Annotated in this window: 21 protein-coding genes; 6 read left to right on the top strand and 15 right to left on the bottom strand. The window is 74.7% G+C overall.

Going from position 1 to position 20,003, the window contains the following annotated elements:
- Nucleotides 1-14: 14 nt before the first annotated feature.
- On the bottom strand, nucleotides 15-1,253 hold the full coding sequence (locus ACI793_RS05955; protein ID WP_456605448.1) for an MFS transporter: 1,239 nt from the start codon (nucleotides 1,251-1,253) through the stop codon (nucleotides 15-17).
- Between the two features lie 135 nt (nucleotides 1,254-1,388).
- Here ACI793_RS05955 and moaA point away from each other — a divergent pair, with 135 nt between their 5' ends.
- Genes moaA through ACI793_RS05940 form a run of 3 tightly spaced genes read left to right on the top strand, consistent with a single transcriptional unit; the run spans nucleotide 1,389 to nucleotide 2,934 of the window.
- The gene (moaA, locus tag ACI793_RS05950) at nucleotides 1,389-2,444 is read left to right on the top strand and encodes a GTP 3',8-cyclase MoaA (protein ID WP_456605447.1); all 1,056 of its coding nucleotides are present in this window, start codon (nucleotides 1,389-1,391) and stop codon (nucleotides 2,442-2,444) included.
- Between the two features lies 1 nt (nucleotide 2,445).
- Nucleotides 2,446-2,721 (top strand): MoaD/ThiS family protein, encoded by a 276-nt coding sequence (locus tag ACI793_RS05945; RefSeq protein ID WP_456605446.1) that lies wholly within the window; start codon nucleotides 2,446-2,448, stop codon nucleotides 2,719-2,721.
- Nucleotides 2,722-2,739: 18 nt separating this feature from the next.
- Nucleotides 2,740-2,934: a hypothetical protein gene (locus ACI793_RS05940; protein ID WP_456605445.1), complete on the top strand. Its 195-nt coding sequence runs from the start codon at nucleotides 2,740-2,742 to the stop codon at nucleotides 2,932-2,934.
- On the opposite strand, the gene ACI793_RS05935 is transcribed toward ACI793_RS05940, so the two are convergent.
- From ACI793_RS05935 to ACI793_RS05875, 13 genes are all read right to left on the bottom strand, one after another.
- Nucleotides 2,931-3,620 carry an SRPBCC family protein gene (locus ACI793_RS05935; protein WP_456605444.1) on the bottom strand — a complete coding sequence of 230 codons (690 nt, stop codon included), beginning with the start codon at nucleotides 3,618-3,620 and terminating at the stop codon, nucleotides 2,931-2,933. The genes ACI793_RS05940 and ACI793_RS05935 overlap by 4 nt on opposite strands.
- A gap of 13 nt (nucleotides 3,621-3,633) precedes the next feature.
- The gene (locus ACI793_RS05930; RefSeq protein WP_456605443.1) at nucleotides 3,634-4,497 is read right to left on the bottom strand and encodes an FAD binding domain-containing protein; all 864 of its coding nucleotides are present in this window, start codon (nucleotides 4,495-4,497) and stop codon (nucleotides 3,634-3,636) included.
- Nucleotides 4,498-4,528: 31 nt separating this feature from the next.
- Complete coding sequence (locus ACI793_RS05925; RefSeq protein ID WP_456605442.1) at nucleotides 4,529-7,024, bottom strand: xanthine dehydrogenase family protein molybdopterin-binding subunit; 2,496 nt, start codon at nucleotides 7,022-7,024, stop codon at nucleotides 4,529-4,531.
- Entirely contained in the window at nucleotides 7,021-7,533 is a 513-nt protein-coding gene (locus ACI793_RS05920) for a (2Fe-2S)-binding protein (protein ID WP_456605441.1), read from the bottom strand. Before ACI793_RS05920 ends, ACI793_RS05925 begins: the two co-directional genes overlap by 4 nt.
- A 116-nt stretch (nucleotides 7,534-7,649) precedes the next feature.
- Nucleotides 7,650-8,771: an XdhC family protein gene (locus ACI793_RS05915; protein ID WP_456605440.1), complete on the bottom strand. Its 1,122-nt coding sequence runs from the start codon at nucleotides 8,769-8,771 to the stop codon at nucleotides 7,650-7,652.
- The gene (locus ACI793_RS05910) at nucleotides 8,764-9,894 is read right to left on the bottom strand and encodes a vWA domain-containing protein (protein ID WP_456605439.1); all 1,131 of its coding nucleotides are present in this window, start codon (nucleotides 9,892-9,894) and stop codon (nucleotides 8,764-8,766) included. Before ACI793_RS05910 ends, ACI793_RS05915 begins: the two co-directional genes overlap by 8 nt.
- Nucleotides 9,887-10,834 carry an AAA family ATPase gene (locus tag ACI793_RS05905; RefSeq protein WP_456605438.1) on the bottom strand — a complete coding sequence of 316 codons (948 nt, stop codon included), beginning with the start codon at nucleotides 10,832-10,834 and terminating at the stop codon, nucleotides 9,887-9,889. The genes ACI793_RS05910 and ACI793_RS05905 overlap by 8 nt, the downstream gene beginning before the upstream one ends.
- The gene (locus ACI793_RS05900) at nucleotides 10,816-11,241 is read right to left on the bottom strand and encodes a molybdenum cofactor biosynthesis protein MoaE (protein WP_456605437.1); all 426 of its coding nucleotides are present in this window, start codon (nucleotides 11,239-11,241) and stop codon (nucleotides 10,816-10,818) included. The genes ACI793_RS05905 and ACI793_RS05900 overlap by 19 nt, the downstream gene beginning before the upstream one ends.
- Nucleotides 11,238-11,816 carry a nucleotidyltransferase family protein gene (locus tag ACI793_RS05895; RefSeq protein WP_456605436.1) on the bottom strand — a complete coding sequence of 193 codons (579 nt, stop codon included), beginning with the start codon at nucleotides 11,814-11,816 and terminating at the stop codon, nucleotides 11,238-11,240. Before ACI793_RS05895 ends, ACI793_RS05900 begins: the two co-directional genes overlap by 4 nt.
- A 13-nt stretch (nucleotides 11,817-11,829) precedes the next feature.
- Nucleotides 11,830-12,876 (bottom strand): ABC transporter ATP-binding protein, encoded by a 1,047-nt coding sequence (locus ACI793_RS05890; RefSeq protein ID WP_456605435.1) that lies wholly within the window; start codon nucleotides 12,874-12,876, stop codon nucleotides 11,830-11,832.
- A gap of 16 nt (nucleotides 12,877-12,892) precedes the next feature.
- Nucleotides 12,893-13,693, bottom strand: a complete 801-nt coding sequence (locus tag ACI793_RS05885) for an ABC transporter permease (protein ID WP_456605434.1) — start codon at nucleotides 13,691-13,693, stop codon at nucleotides 12,893-12,895.
- A complete protein-coding gene (modA, locus tag ACI793_RS05880) occupies nucleotides 13,690-14,433 on the bottom strand; it encodes a molybdate ABC transporter substrate-binding protein (protein WP_456605433.1) in 744 nt (247 codons plus the stop codon). The genes ACI793_RS05885 and modA overlap by 4 nt, the downstream gene beginning before the upstream one ends.
- Entirely contained in the window at nucleotides 14,430-14,822 is a 393-nt protein-coding gene (locus tag ACI793_RS05875) for a TOBE domain-containing protein (protein WP_456605432.1), read from the bottom strand. Before ACI793_RS05875 ends, modA begins: the two co-directional genes overlap by 4 nt.
- Before the next feature lie 226 nt (nucleotides 14,823-15,048).
- Here ACI793_RS05875 and ACI793_RS05870 point away from each other — a divergent pair, with 226 nt between their 5' ends.
- Both ACI793_RS05870 and ACI793_RS05865 read left to right on the top strand, forming a co-directional pair.
- The gene (locus tag ACI793_RS05870; RefSeq protein ID WP_456605431.1) at nucleotides 15,049-15,309 is read left to right on the top strand and encodes a hypothetical protein; all 261 of its coding nucleotides are present in this window, start codon (nucleotides 15,049-15,051) and stop codon (nucleotides 15,307-15,309) included.
- 88 nt (nucleotides 15,310-15,397) lie between these two features.
- On the top strand, nucleotides 15,398-16,738 hold the full coding sequence (locus tag ACI793_RS05865) for a phospholipid carrier-dependent glycosyltransferase (protein ID WP_456605430.1): 1,341 nt from the start codon (nucleotides 15,398-15,400) through the stop codon (nucleotides 16,736-16,738).
- Here the strand turns inward: ACI793_RS05865 and ACI793_RS05860 are convergent.
- Nucleotides 16,676-17,947 (bottom strand): glycosyltransferase 87 family protein, encoded by a 1,272-nt coding sequence (locus ACI793_RS05860; protein WP_456605429.1) that lies wholly within the window; start codon nucleotides 17,945-17,947, stop codon nucleotides 16,676-16,678. The two genes, ACI793_RS05865 and ACI793_RS05860, sit on opposite strands and share 63 nt — an antisense overlap.
- Before the next feature lie 258 nt (nucleotides 17,948-18,205).
- Here ACI793_RS05860 and ACI793_RS05855 point away from each other — a divergent pair, with 258 nt between their 5' ends.
- Nucleotides 18,206-19,972: a RecQ family ATP-dependent DNA helicase gene (locus tag ACI793_RS05855; RefSeq protein ID WP_456605428.1), complete on the top strand. Its 1,767-nt coding sequence runs from the start codon at nucleotides 18,206-18,208 to the stop codon at nucleotides 19,970-19,972.
- The last annotated feature ends 31 nt before the right edge of the window (nucleotides 19,973-20,003 follow it).

Genomic DNA, 20,003 nt, shown 5'->3' with positions numbered 1-20,003 from the left:
CGGCCCGCCCCCGCCTACCCGAGCACCCCGTGCTCGACACGGGCCGGCTCGGCGGCACGCCGCCGCAGCAGGGGTGCGCCGGCCAGCGCGATCACGCCGGCGGCCGCGGCAGCCAGCGCCGGGACGGCGAATGCGTCCCGGGCACCCCAGTGGTCGACGGCGGCGCCGGCCAGCGCCGATCCGGCCGTCACGCCGAGGGTCAGGCCGGTGATCGTCCAGGCCAGGGACTCGGTGAGCACGCCGCGGCCGACCCGCGACTCCACCAGCGAGGTGCCCGACACCAGCACCGGGGCGATGGTGAGGCCCGCCAGGAAGCCGCAGAGGACGAGGGACGCCAGCGAGCCGACCGTCCACAGCAGCTGCGCGGCCAGCGCGATGGCGACGGCCGTGGCCACGAACCGGGCGGCCAGCGAGCGGGCCGGACGCGCGAGGCCGTAGGCCAGGCCCGCGACCAGGCTGCCGCCCGCGAAGACCGCGAGCACCACACCGGACAACGCCTTGGCGCCCTCGGCGTCGGCGAACCCGATGACGACGACGTCGATGGCGCCGAACAGCGTGCCCACGGCGAGGTAGGTGAGGGAGACGACCAGCAGGGCCGGGGTCAGCACCGGGCGACGCCCGCCGGAGGGCGAGGTCTCCCGCGGCTGCAGCGGCGGCTCGCTCGAGCGTTGCGCCGCCAGGACCAGCCCGCCCCCGACGCCGAGCAGGATGCCGGTGAGGAAGCCGACGGGCGGCGCGATGAGCGTCGCCAGGAGGGTCACCAGCGGCGGGCCGATCACGAACACCACCTCGTCGACGACGGCCTCGAAGGCGAAGGCCGTCTGCCGACCGGGCGCGTCCAGCGCCGCCGCCCACCGCGCCCGCACCATCGAGCCGACGTTCGGCGCGGAGGCACCGGTCAGCGCCGCGAGCAGGAACCAGCTCCACCGCGGGGCGCCGGCCTGCACGGCGACGGCGAAGGCCACGCCGCTGACCATCAGGCCGACCATCGCCACCTGCAGCACCACGCCCTGCCCGCGACGGTCCATCGCCCGGGCCCACTGCGGCCCGGCCAGCGCGAAGCTCAGCGCCAGCGTGCCGGACACCGCACCGGCCAGCCCGTAGCTGCCCGACGCCTCCTCCACCAGCAGGACGGCGCCCAGGCCCAGCATCGGGGCCGGCAGCCGGGCGACCCAGCCGGCGAGAGCGAAGGCCCGCGAACCGGGGACGGCGAACAGGCGCAGGTAGGGATCGAAGACGGTGCGGGGTGACACGGGCTCTCGCGCTTCCTGGCCACGGGCGAGTGCGGGTCGAGGCTCCGCCGGTCTCTCGGGTGGCCCCGGGAGCCTAACCGCGGGACAGGTGACTTCGGCACCGCATTCCGGCGTACCCGCGGCTACATTCGGGCCATGACCGGCGCCGAACTGCCCGACCCGGTGGTCCGGCGCGCCGGTACGGCCCCGGTTCCGGGCACCGGCGGGCTGGTCGACCGGCACGGGCGGGTGGCCACGGACCTCCGGGTCTCGCTGACCGACCGCTGCAACCTGCGCTGCACCTACTGCATGCCGCCCGAGGGGCTGGACTGGCTGCCCAAGGTGGAGGTGCTCACCGACGAGGAGATCGTCCGGCTGGTCCGGATCGGGGTCGAGCAGCTCGGCATCGAGGAGGTGCGCTTCACCGGCGGTGAGCCGCTGCTGCGCCCAGGGCTGGTCGGCATCGTCGCCGGCGCGACGGCGCTGGCGCCGCGGCCCGAGGTCAGCCTCACCACCAACGCCATCGGCCTGGCCCGGGTGGCGCCGGCGCTGGCCGCCGCGGGGCTGGACCGGATCAACGTCAGCCTCGACACGGTCGACCGCGACCGCTTCAAGCAGCTCACCCACCGCGACCGGCTCGACGACGTGCTCGCCGGCCTCGCCGCCGCCCAGCGCGCCGGGCTCACCCCGGTGAAGGTCAACGCCGTCCTGCTGCGCGGCATCAACGAGGACGACGCCGTCCCGCTGCTCGACTTCTGCCTCGAGCACGGCTACCAGTTGCGGTTCATCGAGCAGATGCCGCTGGACGCCCACCACGCCTGGACCCGCGGCGAGATGGTCACCGCCGAGGACATCCTCGAGCGGCTCTCGGCCGCGCACACCCTCACCCCGGACACCGAGGCCCGGGGGTCCGCTCCCGCCGAGCGCTGGCTGGTCGACGGCGGCCCGGCGACCGTCGGTGTCATCGCCTCGGTCACCCGCTCCTTCTGCGGCAGCTGCGACCGCACCCGGCTCACCGCGGACGGGCAGATCCGCAACTGCCTGTTCGCCCGCGAGGAGTCCGACCTGCGCACCCCCCTGCGCGAGGGCGCCAGCGACCAGGAGATCGCCGACCGCTGGCGGATCGCGACGCTGGGCAAGCTCCCCGGTCACGGCATCGACGACCCCAGCTTCCTGCAGCCCGCGCGGCCGATGTCGGCGATCGGGGGCTGAGGTGTCCGTCCACCCCGCCGCCCCGGACGTGCCCGCGCCCGTCACGGTGCGGTACTTCGCCGGGGCCCGTGCGGTCTCCGGCGTCGACACCGAGACCCGCGAGGCCCGCTCCCTCGACCAGCTGGTCGGCCAGATCGTCGAGACGCACGGGGAGCGGATGGCCCGGGTCCTGACGGCCTGCTCGTTCCTCGTCGACGGAACCACGACCCGGGACCGGGCGTTGGAGCTGTCACCCGGCGCGGTGGTCGACGTGCTGCCGCCCTTTGCCGGTGGGTGACTGGGGGAGGATGACGGCATGAGCATCTTCGAGAAGGCCAAGGCGAAGGCCGAGGAACTGCTGGGCCGGGCCGAGCAGGTCTACGGCGAGTCCCACGGGGACGCGGCGGCCACGGTCGCCGGCGAGGCGCACGTCATGGAGGCCCAGGCCGAGGAAGAGGCCCTGGAGCAGGCGGAGAAGCCGGACGACGACGGGCTCGCCGGCGTCCGCTAGTCCCGCCGCCGGCGTGTGAGCCAGACGACCAGCAGCAGGACGACGGCGAGCCCGGCCGCGGGCGCGGCGTAACGGGCCGCCACGGCGCCGCCGGCCACTCCCAGCAGATCGATCGGTGCGGGCTCCGGCTCCGGCACGGGCCGGGGGGTCGACGGAACCGACCGGACCACCTCCTCGACCGGCGTGGCGGGGCCGGCCTCCGCCGCGGCCGGCGGCGCGGGGACCTCCACGGGCTCCCGGTCGCCTTCGCCGAGCTGGGCGGCCAGCTCGGCGGCGAACTGGCCGAGCAGCTTGTTGCCGACGTCGGTCATCACGCCGCGGCCGAACTGCGCCGGGCGCCCGGTGATGTTCAGGTCGGTCACGACGTCGACGCGCGTGCTCGTCCCCTCGGCCGCGAGCGTCGCGGTGACGAGGGCGGCAGCCGTGCCGTTGCCCCGCTGGTCGCGGCCGCGGGCATCGATGACCGCCTTGTGGGCCGCCTCGTCCTTCTCCACGAAGGAGGCCTTGCCCTGGTAGGTCATCGTGATCACGCCGAGCTTGACCTTCACGCGCCCGGTGAACTCGTCGCCGGTCACCGAGTCCAGCGCCGCGCCGGGCATGCAGGGTGCGATCCGCTCGATGTCGAGCAGCACCCGCCACGCCTCGTCGACGGGCACGGGCACGGTGAACGAGTTCTCCAGTTGCACGTGAAACCAGCTCCTAGCCGTGGATCCCGGCGGCCGCGCCGACCGCCCGGCGGGTGAGCACCTGGGCCAGGTGCCGGCGGTAGTCGGCCCTCGCGTTCAGGTCGTCGCTGGGGTCGGTGCCCTCCGCGGCATGCCGTGCCGCCTCGGTGATCGCCCCGGCGTCCGCAGCCGCTCCGGCCAGCGCCTGCTCGGTGGCCGTCGCCCGCAGCGGGGTGGGGCCCATGTTGGTCAGGCCGATCCGGGCCTCGGCGATGTGCCCGTTCTCGCGCCGCACCGCCGCGGCGACGGCGACGATCGACCACGCCTGCGCCACCCGATTGAACTTCTCGTAGCGCATCCCCCACTCACCGGCCAGCTTCGGGATGTGCACCTCGACGAGGATCTCGTCCTCCGCCAGCGCCGTCGTCAGGTAGTCGACGAAGAACTCCCGCGCCGGGACCGTCCGCCGCCCGCCCGGGCCGGCGATGACGAACCGGGCGTCGAGGGCCAGCGCGACCGCCGGCAGGTCGCCGGCCGGGTCGGCATGGGCCAGCGCGCCACCGAAGGTCCCGCGGTGGCGGACCTGCCGGTCGGCGACGGTCTCGGTCGCCTCCGCGATCAGCGGCGCGTGCTGCTCGATCAGCGGGTCGGCGACGACGTCGGAGTGGGTGGTCATCGCGCCGACGACGATCGCGTCGCCGTCGTCCCGGACGCCGCGCAGCTCGGCCACCCGGGTCAGGTCGACGACGGTGGACGGCGCGGCGAGCCGTAGCCGCAGAACCGGGATCAGCGACTGCCCGCCGGCGAGGATCTTGGCGTCCTCGCCACCGTCGGCGAGGGCCCGGAGCGCCTCGTCGATCGTGCTGGGGCGGGCGTAGTCGAAGGCCACGGGGATCATGAGCCGGCTCCAGGGACGAGGTCGGGCGTGGTCATCGGTCGCCGCCCAGCCGTGACTCCGGCGTCGAGACGCCGGCGGTGGTCTCGGTCTGCGCGCCGCCGTAGGCGTTGGTGCCGGCGGTGGCGCGGTCCCCGCCATCGCCGCCTTCGTGGATCGCCCGCCAGACGCGTTCGGGGGTGAGCGGCATGAGGATGTCGGACACCCCGAGGTGGCGGACGGCGTCGAGCGCGGCGTTGACGACGGCCGGCGTCGACGCGATGCAGCCCGCCTCACCCACGCCCTTGGCCCCGATCGGGTTGCCGGGCGCCGCGTGCACCGTGTTGCCCGTGTCGAAGTGCGGCAGGTCGGCGGCCGAGGGGACGAGGTAGTCGACGAAGGTGCCGGTGGTCAGGTTGCCGTCGACGTCGTAGACGGCCTCCTCGTACAGCGCCTGCGCGATGCCCTGGGCGAGGCCGCCGTGCACCTGTCCCTCGACGATGAGCGGGTTGACGATCGTCCCGACGTCGTCGACGCAGGCGTACTTGCGGATCGTCACCATGCCGGTCTCGGTGTCGACCTCCATGGCGCAGATGTGCGTGCCGTGGGGGAAGGAGAAGTTGACCGGGTCGAAGGTGGCGTCGGCGTCGAGGGAGGGTTCCACGCCGTCCGGGAAGTCGTGCGCCGCGAAGGTGGCCAGCGCGAGCTCCTGGATGGAGACGCCCGTGCCGGGGGTGCCCCGCACCGAGAAGGACCCGCCCTCGAACTGCAGGTCGTCCTCGGCGGCCTCCAGCAGGTGCGCGGCGATCGTGCGGGCCTTGGCGACGACCTTCTGCGCCGCGTTCACCACGGCGGCGCCGCCGACCACCAGCGACCGGGAGCCGTAGGTGTCCAGGCCCCGCGGGGAGATGGCGGTGTCGCCGTGCAGCACCTCGATGTCCTCGAACGGGACGCCGAGCTCGTCGGCGACCAGCTGGCTCCACGCCGTCTCGTGCCCCTGGCCGTGCGGGGTGGAGCCGGTGACCACCTCGACCTTGCCGGTGGGCAGCATCCGGATCGAGGCGTGCTCCCAGCCGCCGGCGCCGTAGGAGAGCGATCCGAGCACCCGCGAGGGCGCCAGGCCGCACATCTCGGTGAAGGTGGAGAACCCGATGCCCAGCTGCACCGGGTCGCCGGACTCCCGGCGGCGGCGCTGCTCCTCGCGCAGCTCGTCGTAGCCCAGCAGCCGCAGCGCCTGCTCGGTCGCGCCCTCGTAGTCGCCGCTGTCGTACTCGAGCCCGGCCACCGTGGTGAAGGGGAACTCCTCGGCCCCGATCCAGTTCCTCCGGCGCAGCTCGAGCGGGTCCATGCCGAGCTCGACGGCGAGCTCGTCCATGATCCGCTCGATGGCGAAGGTGGCCTCGGGTCGCCCGGCGCCGCGGTAGGCGTCCGTGGGGGTCTTGTTGGTGAAGACGCCCTGGCAGTCGAAGCGGTAGGCGGGGAACTTGTAGATGCCCGGGTACATGAAGGCGCCCAGGATCGGGACGCCCGGGCTGACCAGGCGCAGGTAGGCACCCATGTCCGCGAGGATGTGGACCTTCAGTCCCCGGATGTGCCCCTCCCGGTCGGCCGCGATGTCCACGTACTGGATCTGGTCGCGGCCGTGGTGGGCGCTCATGAGCGACTCGCTGCGGGTCTCGGTCCACTTGACCGGCTTGCCGAGCCGCCGGGCCACCAGGAGGGTGATCACCTCCTCCGGCGTGACCTGCAGCTTCCCGCCGAAGCCACCGCCGACGTCAGGGGCGATGACGCGCAGCTTGTGCTCGGGGACGCCGGTGACCATCGCCAGCATGATCCGCAGGATGTGCGGCACCTGGGTCGAGGACCACATCGTGTAGTTGTCGCCCTGCGGCTGGACGACGGTGGACCGCGGCTCCATGAACGCGGGGATCAGCCGCTGCTGGACGAACCGCCGGCTCACCACCACCTCGGCGTTCGCGAACGCCTCGTCGGTGCTCTGCCCGGTCCCCGCGTCGCCGGCGTCGAAGATCCACCGGAAGCTCTCGTTGGACGCCAGGTGGTCGTGGGCGAGGTCCGGGTTCTCCCCCAGGGCCTGCTCCATGTCCAGGACGACGGGCAGCGGGTCGTAGTCGACGTCGACGAGTTCCACGGCGTCCTGGGCGGCGGCCTTGCTGCGGGCGACGATGACCGCGACCGCCTCGCCGACGTGGTTGACCTCGTCCACGGCGACGGAGGGGTGACCCGGGTTGACCATCTCCGGCGTCACCGGCCAGGCGCACGGGATCGAGCCCTGCTCCTCGGCCAGGTCGCGACCGGTGAACACGGCGACGACGTTCGGCGCCGAGCGCGCGGCCTCGACGTCGATCGCGCCGAGCTTGGCGTGCGCGACCGGGCTGCGGACCACCGCCAGGTGCAGCATCCCGGGCAGCACCATGTTGTCGGTCCAGGTGGTCCGCCCGGTGATCAGCCGGGCGTCCTCCTTGCGCTTGCGGGCCTGCCCGACCTCCTTCGCGGGGGTCTCGGCGACGGGCCGGTCCTCCACCGCGGTCACGACTGCGCCCCCAGGGCGTCCGGGGCGCTCCCGCGCATCTCGGCGGCGGCCTGCTGCACGGCGCGGACGATGTTCTGGTAGCCGGTGCAGCGGCAGAGGTTGCCCTCGATGCCCTCGCGCACCTCGTCCTCGCTGGGGTCCGGGTTGTCCCCCACCAGGTCGATCGAGGCCATGATCATGCCGGGCGTGCAGTAGCCGCACTGGAGACCGTGCAGCTCGTGGAACGCCTTCTGCATCGGGTGCAGGGAGCCGTCCTGCGCTCCGTTCCCTCCTGATATGCCCTCGATGGTGGTGACCTCGCCGCCGTCGGCCTGGACCGCCAGCACCGTGCAGCTCTTCACCGCCTCGCCGTCCAGGTGCACCGTGCAGGCTCCGCAGTTGCTGGTGTCGCAGCCGACGACGGTGCCCACCTTGCCGAGCTGTTCGCGCAGGTAGTGGACGAGCAGTGTCCGCGGTTCGACCTCGTCCGTGCAGGACGCCCCGTCGACGCGCACCGATATCTGGGTCACGAATCCTCCGCTCGGATCGCAGCTCCGCGTGGCCCGGGTCGGGGCGACGGGGTGTGTCCGAGTCTTACCCCCCAGAAGTGATCTGTGCCACACCTATCGGCGCGTCGGATCCCAGCTCAGCGGTCCGCCGTGCGGTGGATCGGCCCCTCGGTGCCGGTCAGCCGCTCCCCCGACCCGCCCCAGCGGCCGGCGATGATCTCCGCCGCGATGGACACGGCCGTCTCCTCCGGCGTCCGGGCGCCGAGGTCCAGCCCGATCGGCGAGGACATCCGGTCGAGCTCCGCCCGGCTCAGCCCGGCGTCGGCCAGCCGCTCCAGTCGTTCCTCGTGCGTGCGCCGCGAGCCCATCGCGCCGACGTAGGCCACCGGCAGCCGCAGCGCGACCTCGAGCAGCGGGACGTCGAACTTCGGGTCGTGGGTGAGCACGCACAGCACGGTGCGCTCGTCGATCCGCCCCGCGTCGGCCTCGGCCCGCAGGTAGCGGTGCGGCCAGTCCACGACCACCTCGTCGGCCTCGGGGAAGCGCCGCGGTGTCGCGAACACCGGCCGGGCGTCGCACACGGTGACCCGGTAGCCGAGGAAGGACCCCACCCGCGCCACGGCGGCGGCGAAGTCGATCGCGCCGAACACGAGCATCCGCGCGGGCGGGGCGAAGGAGTTGACGAACAGCGCCAGCTCGTCGCCGCGCCGCTCGCCGTCGCGCCCGACGTGCAGCATGCCGGTGCGGCCGGCGGCGAGCATCCCCCGGGCATCGGCGGCCACGGCGTCGTCCAGGCGCTGCAGGCCCAGGCTGCCCGCGGCCCGGTCGGGCCAGAGCACCAGGCGCCGGCCGCGACGGTCGTCCGGCCCGGTCACGCAGGTGACGACGGCGACCGGTTCGTGCCGGCCGACCGAGGCGGCCACCTCGCCGAGCTCGGGGAAGGACTCGCGCGAGACGGGCTCGACGAAGACGTCCAGGATCCCGCCGCAGGTCAGCCCGACGGCGAAGGCGTCGTCGTCGCTGACGCCGTAGCGCCGCAGGGTCACCTCACCGGTGTCGACGGCGTCCTTCGCCTCCTCGTAGACCGCGCCCTCGACGCAGCCGCCCGAGACGCTGCCGACGGCCGTCCCGTCCGGCCCGACGAGCATGGCGGCGCCCGCCGGGCGCGGCGCGGAGCGCCAGGTGGCCACCACCGTGCCCACGCCGACGGTCTCCCCCGCCTGCCACCAGCCGATCAGGTCGTCCAGCACGTCACGCACGCTGGATCACCCCCGTCAGCTCCTCGAACGCGGCCATGCTGTGCCCCGCGACGAACCGGTCGACCCAGGGCAGCGCCGCCTGCATCCCGCCGGCGAGGGGCTCGTAGCCCGGCCGCCCCTTGTGCGGGTTGACCCACACGACCGCGTGCGCCAGGCGCCGCAGCCGCGCCATCTGCTCGCCCAGGAGCTCGGTGCCGCCGCGTTCCCAGCCGTCGCTGCACACGACGACGACGGCACCCCGAGCCGTGCCCCGCTGGCCCCACCGGTCCAGGAACGCCTTGAGCACCTCGCCGAGCCGGGTGCCGCCCGACCAGTCCGGGATCGCCGAGCCGGTGGCGGCCAGCGCCCGGTCGGGATCGCGCAGGAGCAGCTCGCGGGTGACCCGCGTCAGCCGGGTGCCGATCGTGAACACCTCCGTGGACGACGGGCGCGCGCGCACCGCCACGTGCGCGAACCGCAGCAGCGCGTCAGCGTAGGGGCTCATCGAACCGGAGACGTCGACCAGGAGGACGACGCGGCGGGCCCGGGGAGCCGCCCGCCGGCGCAGCAGGCGGGTCACCTCCCCGCCGTCGCGCAGCGCCCGGCGCACCGTGCGGGCGGGGTGCACGGCGCCCGCCGGGGCCGGCCGGCGACGCCGCGAGGGGCGCATCGGCGCGGCCGGCCGCAGCACGGCGAACAGCCGGCGCAGGTGCTCCCGCTCGGCGGGGGTCAGCTCCGCCACGTCGCGGTGCCGCAGCACCTCGGTGGCGCTGGCCCGCACCGCCAGTTCCGGGGAGCCGGCGGGGTCCTCCCCCGAGCCGGGGCCGGCGTCCAACGGCGCCATCGCCGCGACCACCGGACGCTCGGCCGGCGCGTGGCGCGGCGCACGCGGCCGCTCGCCGCCGAACCACGCGGCGAAGGCCGCGTCGTAGCGGTCCAGGTCGTCCGGGCCGGCGCACAGGGTCAGCCGGCCGGCCCAGTAGACGTCGGCCGGGACCAGCACGTCGAGCTCGCCCGCCGCGGCGAGCATCGCCGCCACGCGGTCGGGGGACGCGGCGACCCCCGCCGCGCGCAGCGTGCGCGCGAATCCCAGGACGGTGTCCACCACGTCGCGCTGCGCGGTCGCCCCCGAGGTCCTAGCCACCGAAGAGCGCTCCCCCGGCGTGCAGCTGGACCCGCTCGGTGTCCTCGCGGTACTTCAGCACGGCGCCCAGCGTGCGGGCGGCGGTGTCGGGGTCGAGCCGCCGCGCCCCGAGGGTGTGCAGCGCCGTCGCCCAGTCCAGCGCCTCGGCGACGCCGGGCGGCTTGAGCAGGTCGAGCGTGCGCAGCGTCGCCGTCGCCCGGGCCACCTCGCGGACCAGCTGCTCGGTCACCTCCGGCAGCCGCCGGCGGAGGATCGCCACCTCACGGTCGAAGTCCGGGAGCTGCAGCCAGTGGTAGAGGCAGCGCCGCTTCAGCGCGTCGTGCACCTCGCGCGTGCGGTTGGAGGTGAGGACGACCAGCGGGGGCGTCTGCGCGCGCACCGTGCCGAGCTCGGGGATGGAGATGGTGAAGTCGCTCAGCACCTCGAGCAGGAACGCCTCGAACTCGTCGTCGGCGCGGTCCACCTCGTCGACGAGCAGCACGCTCGGTGAGTCCTCGAGCGCCTGCAGCAGCGGCCGGGCCAGGAGGAACCGGCGGTCGTAGAGGGAGGCCTCCAGGCTCGCCGGGTCGTCGGCGGCGTGCGCGGCCTCGGCGGCCCGCAGGTGCAGCAGCTGGCGGCCGAAGTCCCAGTCGTAGAGCGCCTGGCTGGCCTCGAGCCCCTCGTAGCACTGCAGCCGGTAGAGCGGCCGGCCGGTGATCTGCGCCAGCGCGGCGGCCAGCGCGGTCTTGCCGACGCCGGCCTCGCCCTCGAGGAGGAGCGGCCGGTGCATCGCCAGGGCGAGGTAGGCGGCGGTCGCCAGGCCCTCGTCGGGCAGGTACCCGGTGCCCTCCAGGGCCGCCGCGAGCTCCTCCGGGCCGGCCGGCTCGCTCGGCGGGGCGGGTGTGAGGTGGGTCACGCCGTCGAGCATCCCACCCGCGACCGTCAGGGGCAGGCGACCCACTCCTCCTCGCCGTCGGTGAAGACCTGCCGCTTCCAGATGGGCAGCCGCTTCTTCACCTCGTCGACGAGGTCGGCGCAGGCGGCGAAGGCCGCACCGCGGTGGGAGGAGCTGACCGCGCAGGCCAGGGCGACGTCGCCGATGCCCAGCAGGCCGATCCGGTGGCTGACGGCGACGGCGTGCACGCCCTCGCGGGCGGCGAACTCCTCGGCCAGCTCGCGGATCACCACGGCCGCGGTCGGGTGGCCGACGTACTCGAGCTCGGTCACCGAGCGGCCACCGTCGTGGTTCCGCACGACGCCCGCGAAGGAGACGACGGCGCCGGCCGCCTCGTCGGCGACGGCGTCCTCGTGCTCGGCGACGGACAGCGGCGCGTCGACGACTCTGGCGATCAGGTGGCCGGCGATCACGGCGCCGAAGGTACCCCGGGCGGCGGGACGTCGAGGTCGGTCGGATCGGCCAGCCCGGTGCAGTCCACCTCGGTGACCTCGTGCCCGGCCAGGTACCGGCGGGCGCCCTCGTCACCGGTCGCGGTCTCGGCAACACCGGCCCAGTGGTCGCGACCGAGCAGCACCGGGTGGCTGCGGACGCCGTCGTAGGTGGCGACGGCGAGCGCGTCCGGAGCGGCGTGCGCGGCGACGGCGGCCAGCGCGGCCGGTGTCATGCCCGGCATGTCGACGAGCGTGACCACGGCGGCGTCCACCGTGCCGGGAAAGCCCCGCAGCCCGTCCAGGCCGGCGCGCAGCGAGGAGGCCATGCCGGTCTCCCAGTCCTTGTTCGCGAGCACGGTGGCGCCGGTGAGGTCGGCGGCGCGCCACACGTCCACCGCCTGCGCGCCGAGGACGACGAGGACGACGTCGCAGGCCTCGCGCGCCGTCCGAACCGCCCGCTCGACCAGCAGGCTGCCCTCGTACTCGACCAGCGCCTTCGGCATCCCGTAGCGGCGGCCGCCTCCGGCGGCGAGGACGACGGCGGCGCAGGTCATGCCCTCCACTCTCTCAGCGGGCGTAGACGGCCACCTCGGACGCCTTCACGGCCGCCCACACCTGCGCGCCGGGCACGAGCCCCAGCTCGGCGAAGGCAGCGGCGGTGACGTCGGCGACCAGCGGCACCTCCCCCTCCAGCTCGCAGCGCACCGTGGTCCCGTGCGGCACGGCGCCGGCCAGCCGCAGTGGCCACACGTTGCGCGGGCTGCCCTCGGGCCGGGCCAGGTAGAGCGCCACCGACTCGGGCCGCACCGCCGCGAACACCGGCCCGGCCACCTCCTCGGCGACCGTCACCTCCCCACCGCCGTCCAGCCGCACCGACCGGCCGGCTCCGGTGCCGGGCAGCAGCGAGAGCCCGACCAGCCGGGCCACGTAGTCGGTGCGCGGCCGCCGGCTGATCTCCGCGGGTGTGCCTGCCTGCACGACACGCCCCTCCTCGACGACGACGACGCGGTCGGCCAGGGCCATCGCGTCGACCGGGTCGTGGGTGACCAGCACCGTGCTGCCCGTGAACTCGGCCAGGTGCCGCCGCAGCTCCGCGCGGACGGTCAGCCGGGTGCGGGCGTCCAGCGCCGACAGCGGCTCGTCCAGCAGCAGCAGCGCCGGGTCGCCGACGAGCGCCCGCGCCAGGGCTGCCCGCTGCGCCTGCCCACCGGAGAGCTCCGCGGGGCGCCGGCTGCCCGACCCGTCGAGTCCGACCCGGCCGAGCCATCCGTCAGCAGCCGCCCGCGCCGCCGCACGGCCGGCCCCGCGGGTGCGCAGACCGAAGGCGACGTTGTCGGCCACGCTGAGGTGGGGGAACAGGAGCGCGTCCTGGAAGACCATGCCGAGCGGGCGGCGGTGCGGGGGCAGGAGCGCACCCTCGCCGTCCCACACCTCCCCGCCGACGACGATCCGCCCCGTGTCGGCCGGCAGCAGGCCGGCCAGGACGCGCAGCAGCGTCGACTTCCCGGCGCCGTTGGGTCCCAGGACGGCGAGCACCTCGCCGTCGGCCACCGCGATCTCGACGTCCAGCGCCAGCGATCCACGCCGGACCGCCACCCGCGCCGTCAGTCCCACGAGCTCGCCCGCCCGTTCACGACGCCGCCCGCCCCAGCCAGTTGTCGCGCAGCAGGAGCAGGGTGGCCAGGGAGACCCCCAGCAGCACCAGGGACAGCACGACGGCCGCCTCCGGCTCGCGCTGCAGCGCCAGGTAGACCGCCAGCGGCATCGTCTGCGTCGTCCCCGGGAAGTTGCCCGCGAAGGTGATCGTCGCGCCGAACTCCCCCAGCGCCCGCGCCCAGCAGAGCACCGCCCCGGCGGCCACGCCGGGCGCCACCATCGGCAGGGTCACGCGGCGGAAGGTCGTCCACCGGTCGGCACCCAGGGTGGCCGCCACGTCCTCGAACCGGGCGTCGGCGGCCCGGAGCGCCCCCTCGACGCTGACCACGAGGAACGGCATGGCCACGAAGGTCTGGGCGAGGACGACGGCGGACGTGGTGAAGGGGATGGTGACCCCGAAGGCGTCGTCCAGCCACGACCCGACGATCCCCTGCCGGCCGAAGACGAGGAACAGCGCGACACCGCCCACGACCGGCGGCAGCACCAGAGGGACGGTCACCAGCGCCCGCAGCACGCTGCGCCCCCGGATGCGGGCGCGGGCGAGCACCCAGGCCAGGGGCACGCCGAGCACCAGCGAGACGAGCGTGGCCAGCGTCGAGGAGACCAGCGAGAGGCGCAGCGCGGCGCCCACCCCCGGCGCGCCCAGCTGCTCGCCCAGCGACGACCAGGGGGCGCGCACCAGCAGCCCGGCCAGCGGCAGGACGAGGAAGGCGACCGCCAGGGCCGCCGGGACGAGCAGCGGCGCGGGCACCGGCGGGCCGGACCGGCGACTCACGGTTGCCGGAACCCGGCGTCGGTGAGGATGCGGCGCCCGTCAGCGGAGAGCAGCAGGTCGACGAAGGCCTGCCCAGCCTCCGGATGAGGGGCGTCGTCCAGCACGGAGACCGGGTAGACGTTCACCACGGACGCGGCCTCGGGGACCTCGACGACGTCCACGGCCTCGGCGCGGCTCCGCGCGTCGGTGACGTACACCAGCGCCGCGTCCACCTCGCCGAGCGCGACCTTGGTCAGCGCGGCCCGCACGTCCTCCTCGTAGGTGTCCGGCACCGCGTCGACACCGGCGACGTCGAGGAGCCGGGCGGCCGCGGCACCACAGGGCACCTGTGCCGCGCAGACGGCCAGCGTGAGGTCGTCCCGGGCGAAGTCCGCCAGCCCGGTGACGCCTGCCGGATTGCCCTCCGGGACCACGATCGTGAGGGCGTTGGCGGCGAAGACCTCCGGATCCGCGGCGAGGCCGGCGCCCGTGACGACGGCCATCTGCCGTTCGTCGGCCGAGGCGAAGACGTCCGCCGGGGCGCCCTGCAGCAGCTGCGCGGCCAGCGTGGAGCTGCCCGCGAAGTTGAACAGCACCTCCAGCCCCGGGCGCCGGTCCTCCAGCACCGCGCCGAGCTCGGTGAACACGTCGGTCAACGAGGCGGCGGCGGAGACCGTGAGCGTGCTGTCCCCCTCGTCCCCCGGCGTCCCGCAGCCGGCCAGGAGCGCGGTGGCCGCGCAGAGCGCCGCACCTCTCCTCACGGGACGTCCACGCTGACGTTGGTCGCCTTCACCGTGGCGACGGCGCGCACGCCGACCTCCAGCGCGAGCTCGTCGGCGGCCTCCCTCGACATCAGGGAGACGACGCGGAAGGGCCCGGCCTGGATCTCCACCTGCGCCATCACGGCGTCCCGGACGACGCGGGTCACGATGCCGGTCAGCCGGTTGCGCGCCGACGACGGCGTCGTTCCGGGCTCGGGCGCCTCGCGCAGCCCGGCGGCCAGCCCGGCCAGTGCCGCGCCGTCGACGGTCGCGGGGCCGGCACCGTCCCGGTGCACCGCCAGCCGTCCGGCATCGATCCACCGGCGCACCGTGTCGTCGCTCACACCGAGCAGAACGGCAGCCTCGGAGATGCGGAACCGGGAGGACACGGCTGCAGTCTAGATCCGCGGGTGCGGATACGGCAGCTCCCTGGTTCCGCACATGCGGAGCGAGCGGGCGCTTTCCCCCTTCCACCCGTATTCACACGTGAATGGTCGAGATCGTTCCATGGAGAAGTTGTCACTAATTCGTGACCACCCAGGAATGTGTCGTCGCCGCGTCAGCGGACATGCATTGATCGCCCCGTGCAATCGATATGCGTGACAGGAGTTCAACATGAACCGGATCGTCAAGGGCGTCACCAGCGCCTCCTTCGCCAGCGTTCTCGCTCTCGGCCTCGCCGGCTGCGGCGACGACGAGGAGGGCACCGTCGAGGTCACCGAGACCGAGCAGGTGACGGAGACCGAGGAGTCGGAGACCGAGGTCACCGAGACCCAGGAGCCGACCGAGACCGAGACCGACACCGAGACCGAGGTCGTCGAGACCGAGACCGAGGTCGACACCGAGACCGAGACCGAGTTCGAGACGAACGACTGATTCGGTGAGCACGGCCGCCTCCACGGCGGCCCCACGGACAGCGGGCGGTGCCTCCGGGCGCCGCCCGCTGCCGACGTGGGTGGTCCCCGTGGCCCTGGTCTGCGTCGCCGCGGCCGTACGGCTGTGGGACCTCGGCGACCCCGACCGGCTCTACTTCGACGAGAAGTACTACGGCGTCGACGCCCACGACTACGTCACCCGCGGAGTCGAGGAGGGGCGACCGTCCCACCCGCCGCTGGGCAAGTGGGTCATCGCGCTCTGCATCCAGATCTTCGGCTACACCCCGTTCGGCTGGCGGATCGGCGTCGCCGTCGCCGGCTCGCTCACCGTGCTGCTGGCCTACCTCTGCGGGCAGCGGCTGTTCCGGCGCACGGCACCGGCCGCCCTCGCGGCGCTGCTGGTGGCGCTGGACGGACTGGCCGTCACCACCAGCCGCCTGGCCATGCTGGACGCGGTCCTTGCGCTGTTCGTGGTGGCCGCCGTCTGGCTGGTGCTGCTGGACCGCGACGCGCGACGGCGCAGCCGCGGGACCGGCGAGGGCCTGCGCCGGTCGTTCCTCGGCTCGCGCTACCGCTGGCTGGCCGGGCTCGCCCTCGGGCTGGCGATCGCCACGAAGTGGTCCGGGCTGCTGGCCGTCGGCGTCGCCGGCGTCCTCGTCCTCGCCACCGAGCTCGTCGGCCGCGGGGACGGTCTGCGTCGGGGCGCGCAGCGCGCCGCCGCCGTCACGGCCGGCGCGCTGCTGAGCTTCCTGCTGCTGCCGGCCGCCGTGTACGTCGCCGCCCATGCCGGCTGGTTCATCAACTACGAGGACAGCTACGCGGGCTCCCGCGCCTGCGGCCCCGGCGAGTGCTCCGCCGGTCCTGGGGAGCGATTGGCGACGTGGTGGGACACCCAGACCGACCTCGTCGAGTACCACCAGCGCCTGGAGGCGACCCACCCCTACCGCTCCGACCCGCTCGGCTGGGTGTGGCTGGAGCGACCGGTGCTCGCCTACGCGGCGAGCTGCACCGACGCCCAGGAGGAGGCGGGCGAGTGCGAGGTGCCTCCGGACACCGTCGCCCGGATCACCATGGTCGGCAGCCCGGCGCTGTGGTGGCCGGCCCTGCTGGCCTACCCGGTGCTGCTCTGGCGGGCAGTCGCCCGCCGGGACGGCGTCGCGGCCACGATCCTGGTGCCGCTGGCCCTGCTCTGGCTGCCCTGGCTGGCCGCCGGCAAGCCCGGTTACTTCTTCTACCTCACGCCCATGGTGCCGTTCATCGCGCTGGGCCTGGTCCGGGCCGTGCAGTTCGGCCCGCGCCCGCGCCTGGTCGGGGGCGGGCTCGCCGTCCTGGCCGTCGCCGCCTTCGCGTTCTTCGCCCCGATCTGGCTAGGGATCCCGCTGGACCGCGACGCCCTCGACCTCCGGTACTGGCTCTCCACCTGGCGGTGACCCGGCCGGCCGGCGCACCACCTCGACGGCCAGCCACACCAGCGCGACGGCCCGGAGCGCGACGGCGACCCCCAGGACCGGGTACGGCAGCCCGTCCCCGAAGCCGGCGCGGCGGGCCAGGTGGGGGAACTCCACCGCGTGCACCAGCACGTCGGCGAGCACGACGGCGACGAACGGCGCCGCGCGGCGCAGGACGAGGGCCATCAACGGCACCAGCCACAGCGTGTACTGGGGCGAGTAGACCTTGTTGGCCAGGATGAAGCAGACGAGCACCGGCACGACGAGCTGCCACCAGTCCTCGGGGCGCCGCCGCCGCACCCCGACGGCGACCGCCACGGTGGCGCCGATCGCGAACACCAGCAGGCCGGCCGTGCTCAGCGCCGCGGCGTCGAGATCCGGTCCACCCAGCGTGAGAGCCAGATACCAGAGGCTGTCCACGTGCATGCCCCGCTCGCTGCTCAGCTCGTAGAAGCGGTCCCAGCCGCCCGGAGCCAGCAGGTAGGCGGGTACGTGCACGGCGACGAACGCCAGCGCCGCGGCGCCGGCGTGGGCCAGCGCGGCCCCCGGTCGGCGGCGGGCGAGCAGCGAGAGCACGACCAACGGCACCAGGAACCCCGGGAAGACCTTGGCGGCGGCACCCAGCCCGGCGAGCACCCCCGAGGTGGTGTGCCGGCCGCGCACGTGCAGCAACACGGCGCCCAGCAGCAGCGCCACCGGCAGCGTGTCCCAGTTGTAGAAGGCGTACAGGAGCAGCGGGGGGGCCGCCGCCCACCACAGCAGCCGCCGCGGCCCCAGGCCCAGCCGCCGCAGCAGGGCGAGGGCCACCAGCACCTCGACCACCACGAGCAGGCCGTTGGTCGCGGTGAACACCAGGACGGTCGCCTCACCCGGCAGGACGTGCGCGAGCACGGCGGCCAGCCAGATGCGGACGGCGAGCACGGGCGGGTACTCCAGCGGCTCGGCCCCGTAGGGCCCGCCGCCGTCGTCCAGCCCGCGCTGGAACCACAGCGGGGCGACGTCGGAGTAGCAGTAGCCGTAGAACTGCTCGCCGTCGACCCAGCCACCGCCGAGGCAGCGCGCCTTCGCCCACCACCCGGCGGCCAGCACGACCAGGGTCACGACGGCCACCACGACGAGATCGGTGCGCTCCCCGCGGTCGAGGAGCCACCGACGGGGGGCCGTCGGCGTGCGGACCGCAGGACCTGGCATCCGCCGATTGTCGACGACGCGCAGGTGGACGCGGGCGGGCGTTCCCGCGGGAACGCCGGAGCGCTGGTCCGCCGGCTGGAGGCCGAGCGGGGAGCCGGTCGCCCGACCTGACCCCGACGTTCCCGCGGGAACGTCCGGCCCCACTGACGTTCCCGCGGGAACGTCCCGGGCGCGGGTGAGACCGGCCACCGTTTGGCGACGCCGCGCGCCGGGGAGAGGGTGCCGGTGCCGCGCGCCTCCAGAGAGAAGTCCCCCGCCGTGACCTCGGACGGCGACCGAGCCGAAGACGAGCGATCCGGGGACGAACGAGCCGGGGACGAGCGATCCGGGGACGACAACCCGGCGGGCGCCACCGCCTCCGTCCGGACCCGCCGGATCCGCCGGTTCGCCCGCGAGGTGCTCGGCTACGAGACGTTCCGCCCCGGCCAGGAAGAGGCCATGCAGGCAGTGGTCGGCGGCCGCGACACGCTCGCCGTGCTGCCCTCGGGCGCCGGGAAGACCGCGATCTACCAGGTCGCCGGGCAGCTGCTCGACGGCCCGGTCGTGGTGGTCTCACCGCTGATCGCCCTGCAGCGCGACCAGGTGGAGCGGCTGGGTGAGCTCGAGGAGGAGGCCGGCCGGGCCGCCCAGCTCAACTCCACGCTCTCGGCCGGCGACCAGCGCGAGGCGCTGGAGGGGGTCGGTGACGGAGCGGTCCGCTTCCTCTTCCTCGCCCCGGAGCAGCTGGCCAAGCCCGAGGTGGTCGACGCCCTGGCGGCCGCGCGTCCGGCCCTGTTCGTCGTCGACGAGGCGCACTGCGTGTCGGCCTGGGGGCACGACTTCCGTCCCGACTACCTCCGGCTGGGTGGCGCCGTCGAGCAGCTGGGCTCGCCGACGGTGCTCGCGCTCACCGCGACCGCCGCCCCGCCGGTGCGGGCGGAGATCGTCGAGCAGCTCGGCATGCGCGACCCCGCGATCGTGGTCGCCGGCTTCGACCGGCCCGAGATCCGGCTGGAGGTCGACCACCACGCCGACGCCCGCGGCAAGGAGCTGGGCGTGCTCGACCGGGTGCTGGCCGAAGTCGGCGAGGGGCGGGGCCCGGGCATCGTCTACAGCGCCACCCGCAAGGGCACCGAGACCATCGCCGAGGAGCTGCGCGAGCGCGGCCTGCGCGCCCGGCACTACCACGCGGGCCTGAACCGCGGCGACCGCGAGGAGACCCAGCGGGCCTGGATGGACGACGAGCTCGACGTCGTCGTCGCCACCACGGCGTTCGGCATGGGCATCGACAAGCCCGGCACCCGGTTCGTCATCCACGCCGAGCCCGCCGACTCGGTGGACAGCTACTACCAGGAGATCGGCCGGGCCGGGCGCGACGGCGAGCCGGCGCTGGCCGTGCTCGTCTACCGGCAGGAGGACCTGGGCCTGCGCCGCTTCTTCGCCGCCGGCACCCCCGCCGAGGAGGAGCTGCAGCAGGTGGCCGGCCTGGTCGCCGCCGCCCCCGCCGCGGGCCTGGAGGACGGCGTCGACGTCAAGGCCCTGCGCGAGGAGACCGGCCGCGCGGCCAGCCCGCTGGTGCGCGACCTCAACCTCCTCGAACAGGTCGCGGCCGTCGTCATCGACGAGGAGGGCGCTGCCCATCCCGCCGCGGACGCCCCGAGCCCCGGCGAGGCCGCCGCGGCCGCCCGCGAGCTGGCCGAGCACCACGAGAAGGTCGACCAGAGCCGCGTCGAGATGATGCGCGGCTACGCCGAGACCACCGAGTGCCGTCGCCAGTTCCTGCTCGGCTACTTCGGCGAGCAGCTCGACCAGCCGTGCGGGAACTGCGACAACTGCACCAGCGGCACCGCCCAGGACGACCTGGGACCCGTCGACCACGACACGCCGTTCCCGGTGGAGACCCCGGTCGAGCACACCGAGTGGGGCAACGGCGTGGTCATGCGCGTCGAGGACGACCGGATCACCGTGCTGTTCGACGAGGTGGGCTACAAGACCCTCGGCCTCGCCGCCGTCGCGGACAACGACCTGCTGCGCACCCGCGGCTGAGCCGCTTCGAGCTGCGGGCGCGGCTCGTGGG

Source organism: Blastococcus sp. SYSU DS0617 (assembly GCF_054051075.1).
The sequence above is the reverse complement of the archived record's forward strand: the minus strand, read 5'-3'. Positions and strand labels throughout refer to the sequence as shown.

Coding starts and splice junctions, on each gene's coding strand:
- ACI793_RS05930 (WP_456605443.1), bottom strand. CDS start 4,497: ATGATCCCCGTGGCCTTCGACTACGCCCGCCCCAGCACGATCGACGAG.
- ACI793_RS05870 (WP_456605431.1), top strand. CDS start 15,049: ATGAACCGGATCGTCAAGGGCGTCACCAGCGCCTCCTTCGCCAGCGTT.
- ACI793_RS05895 (WP_456605436.1), bottom strand. CDS start 11,816: ATGACCTGCGCCGCCGTCGTCCTCGCCGCCGGAGGCGGCCGCCGCTAC.
- moaA (WP_456605447.1), top strand. CDS start 1,389: ATGACCGGCGCCGAACTGCCCGACCCGGTGGTCCGGCGCGCCGGTACG.
- ACI793_RS05860 (WP_456605429.1), bottom strand. CDS start 17,947: ATGCCAGGTCCTGCGGTCCGCACGCCGACGGCCCCCCGTCGGTGGCTC.
- ACI793_RS05940 (WP_456605445.1), top strand. CDS start 2,740: ATGAGCATCTTCGAGAAGGCCAAGGCGAAGGCCGAGGAACTGCTGGGC.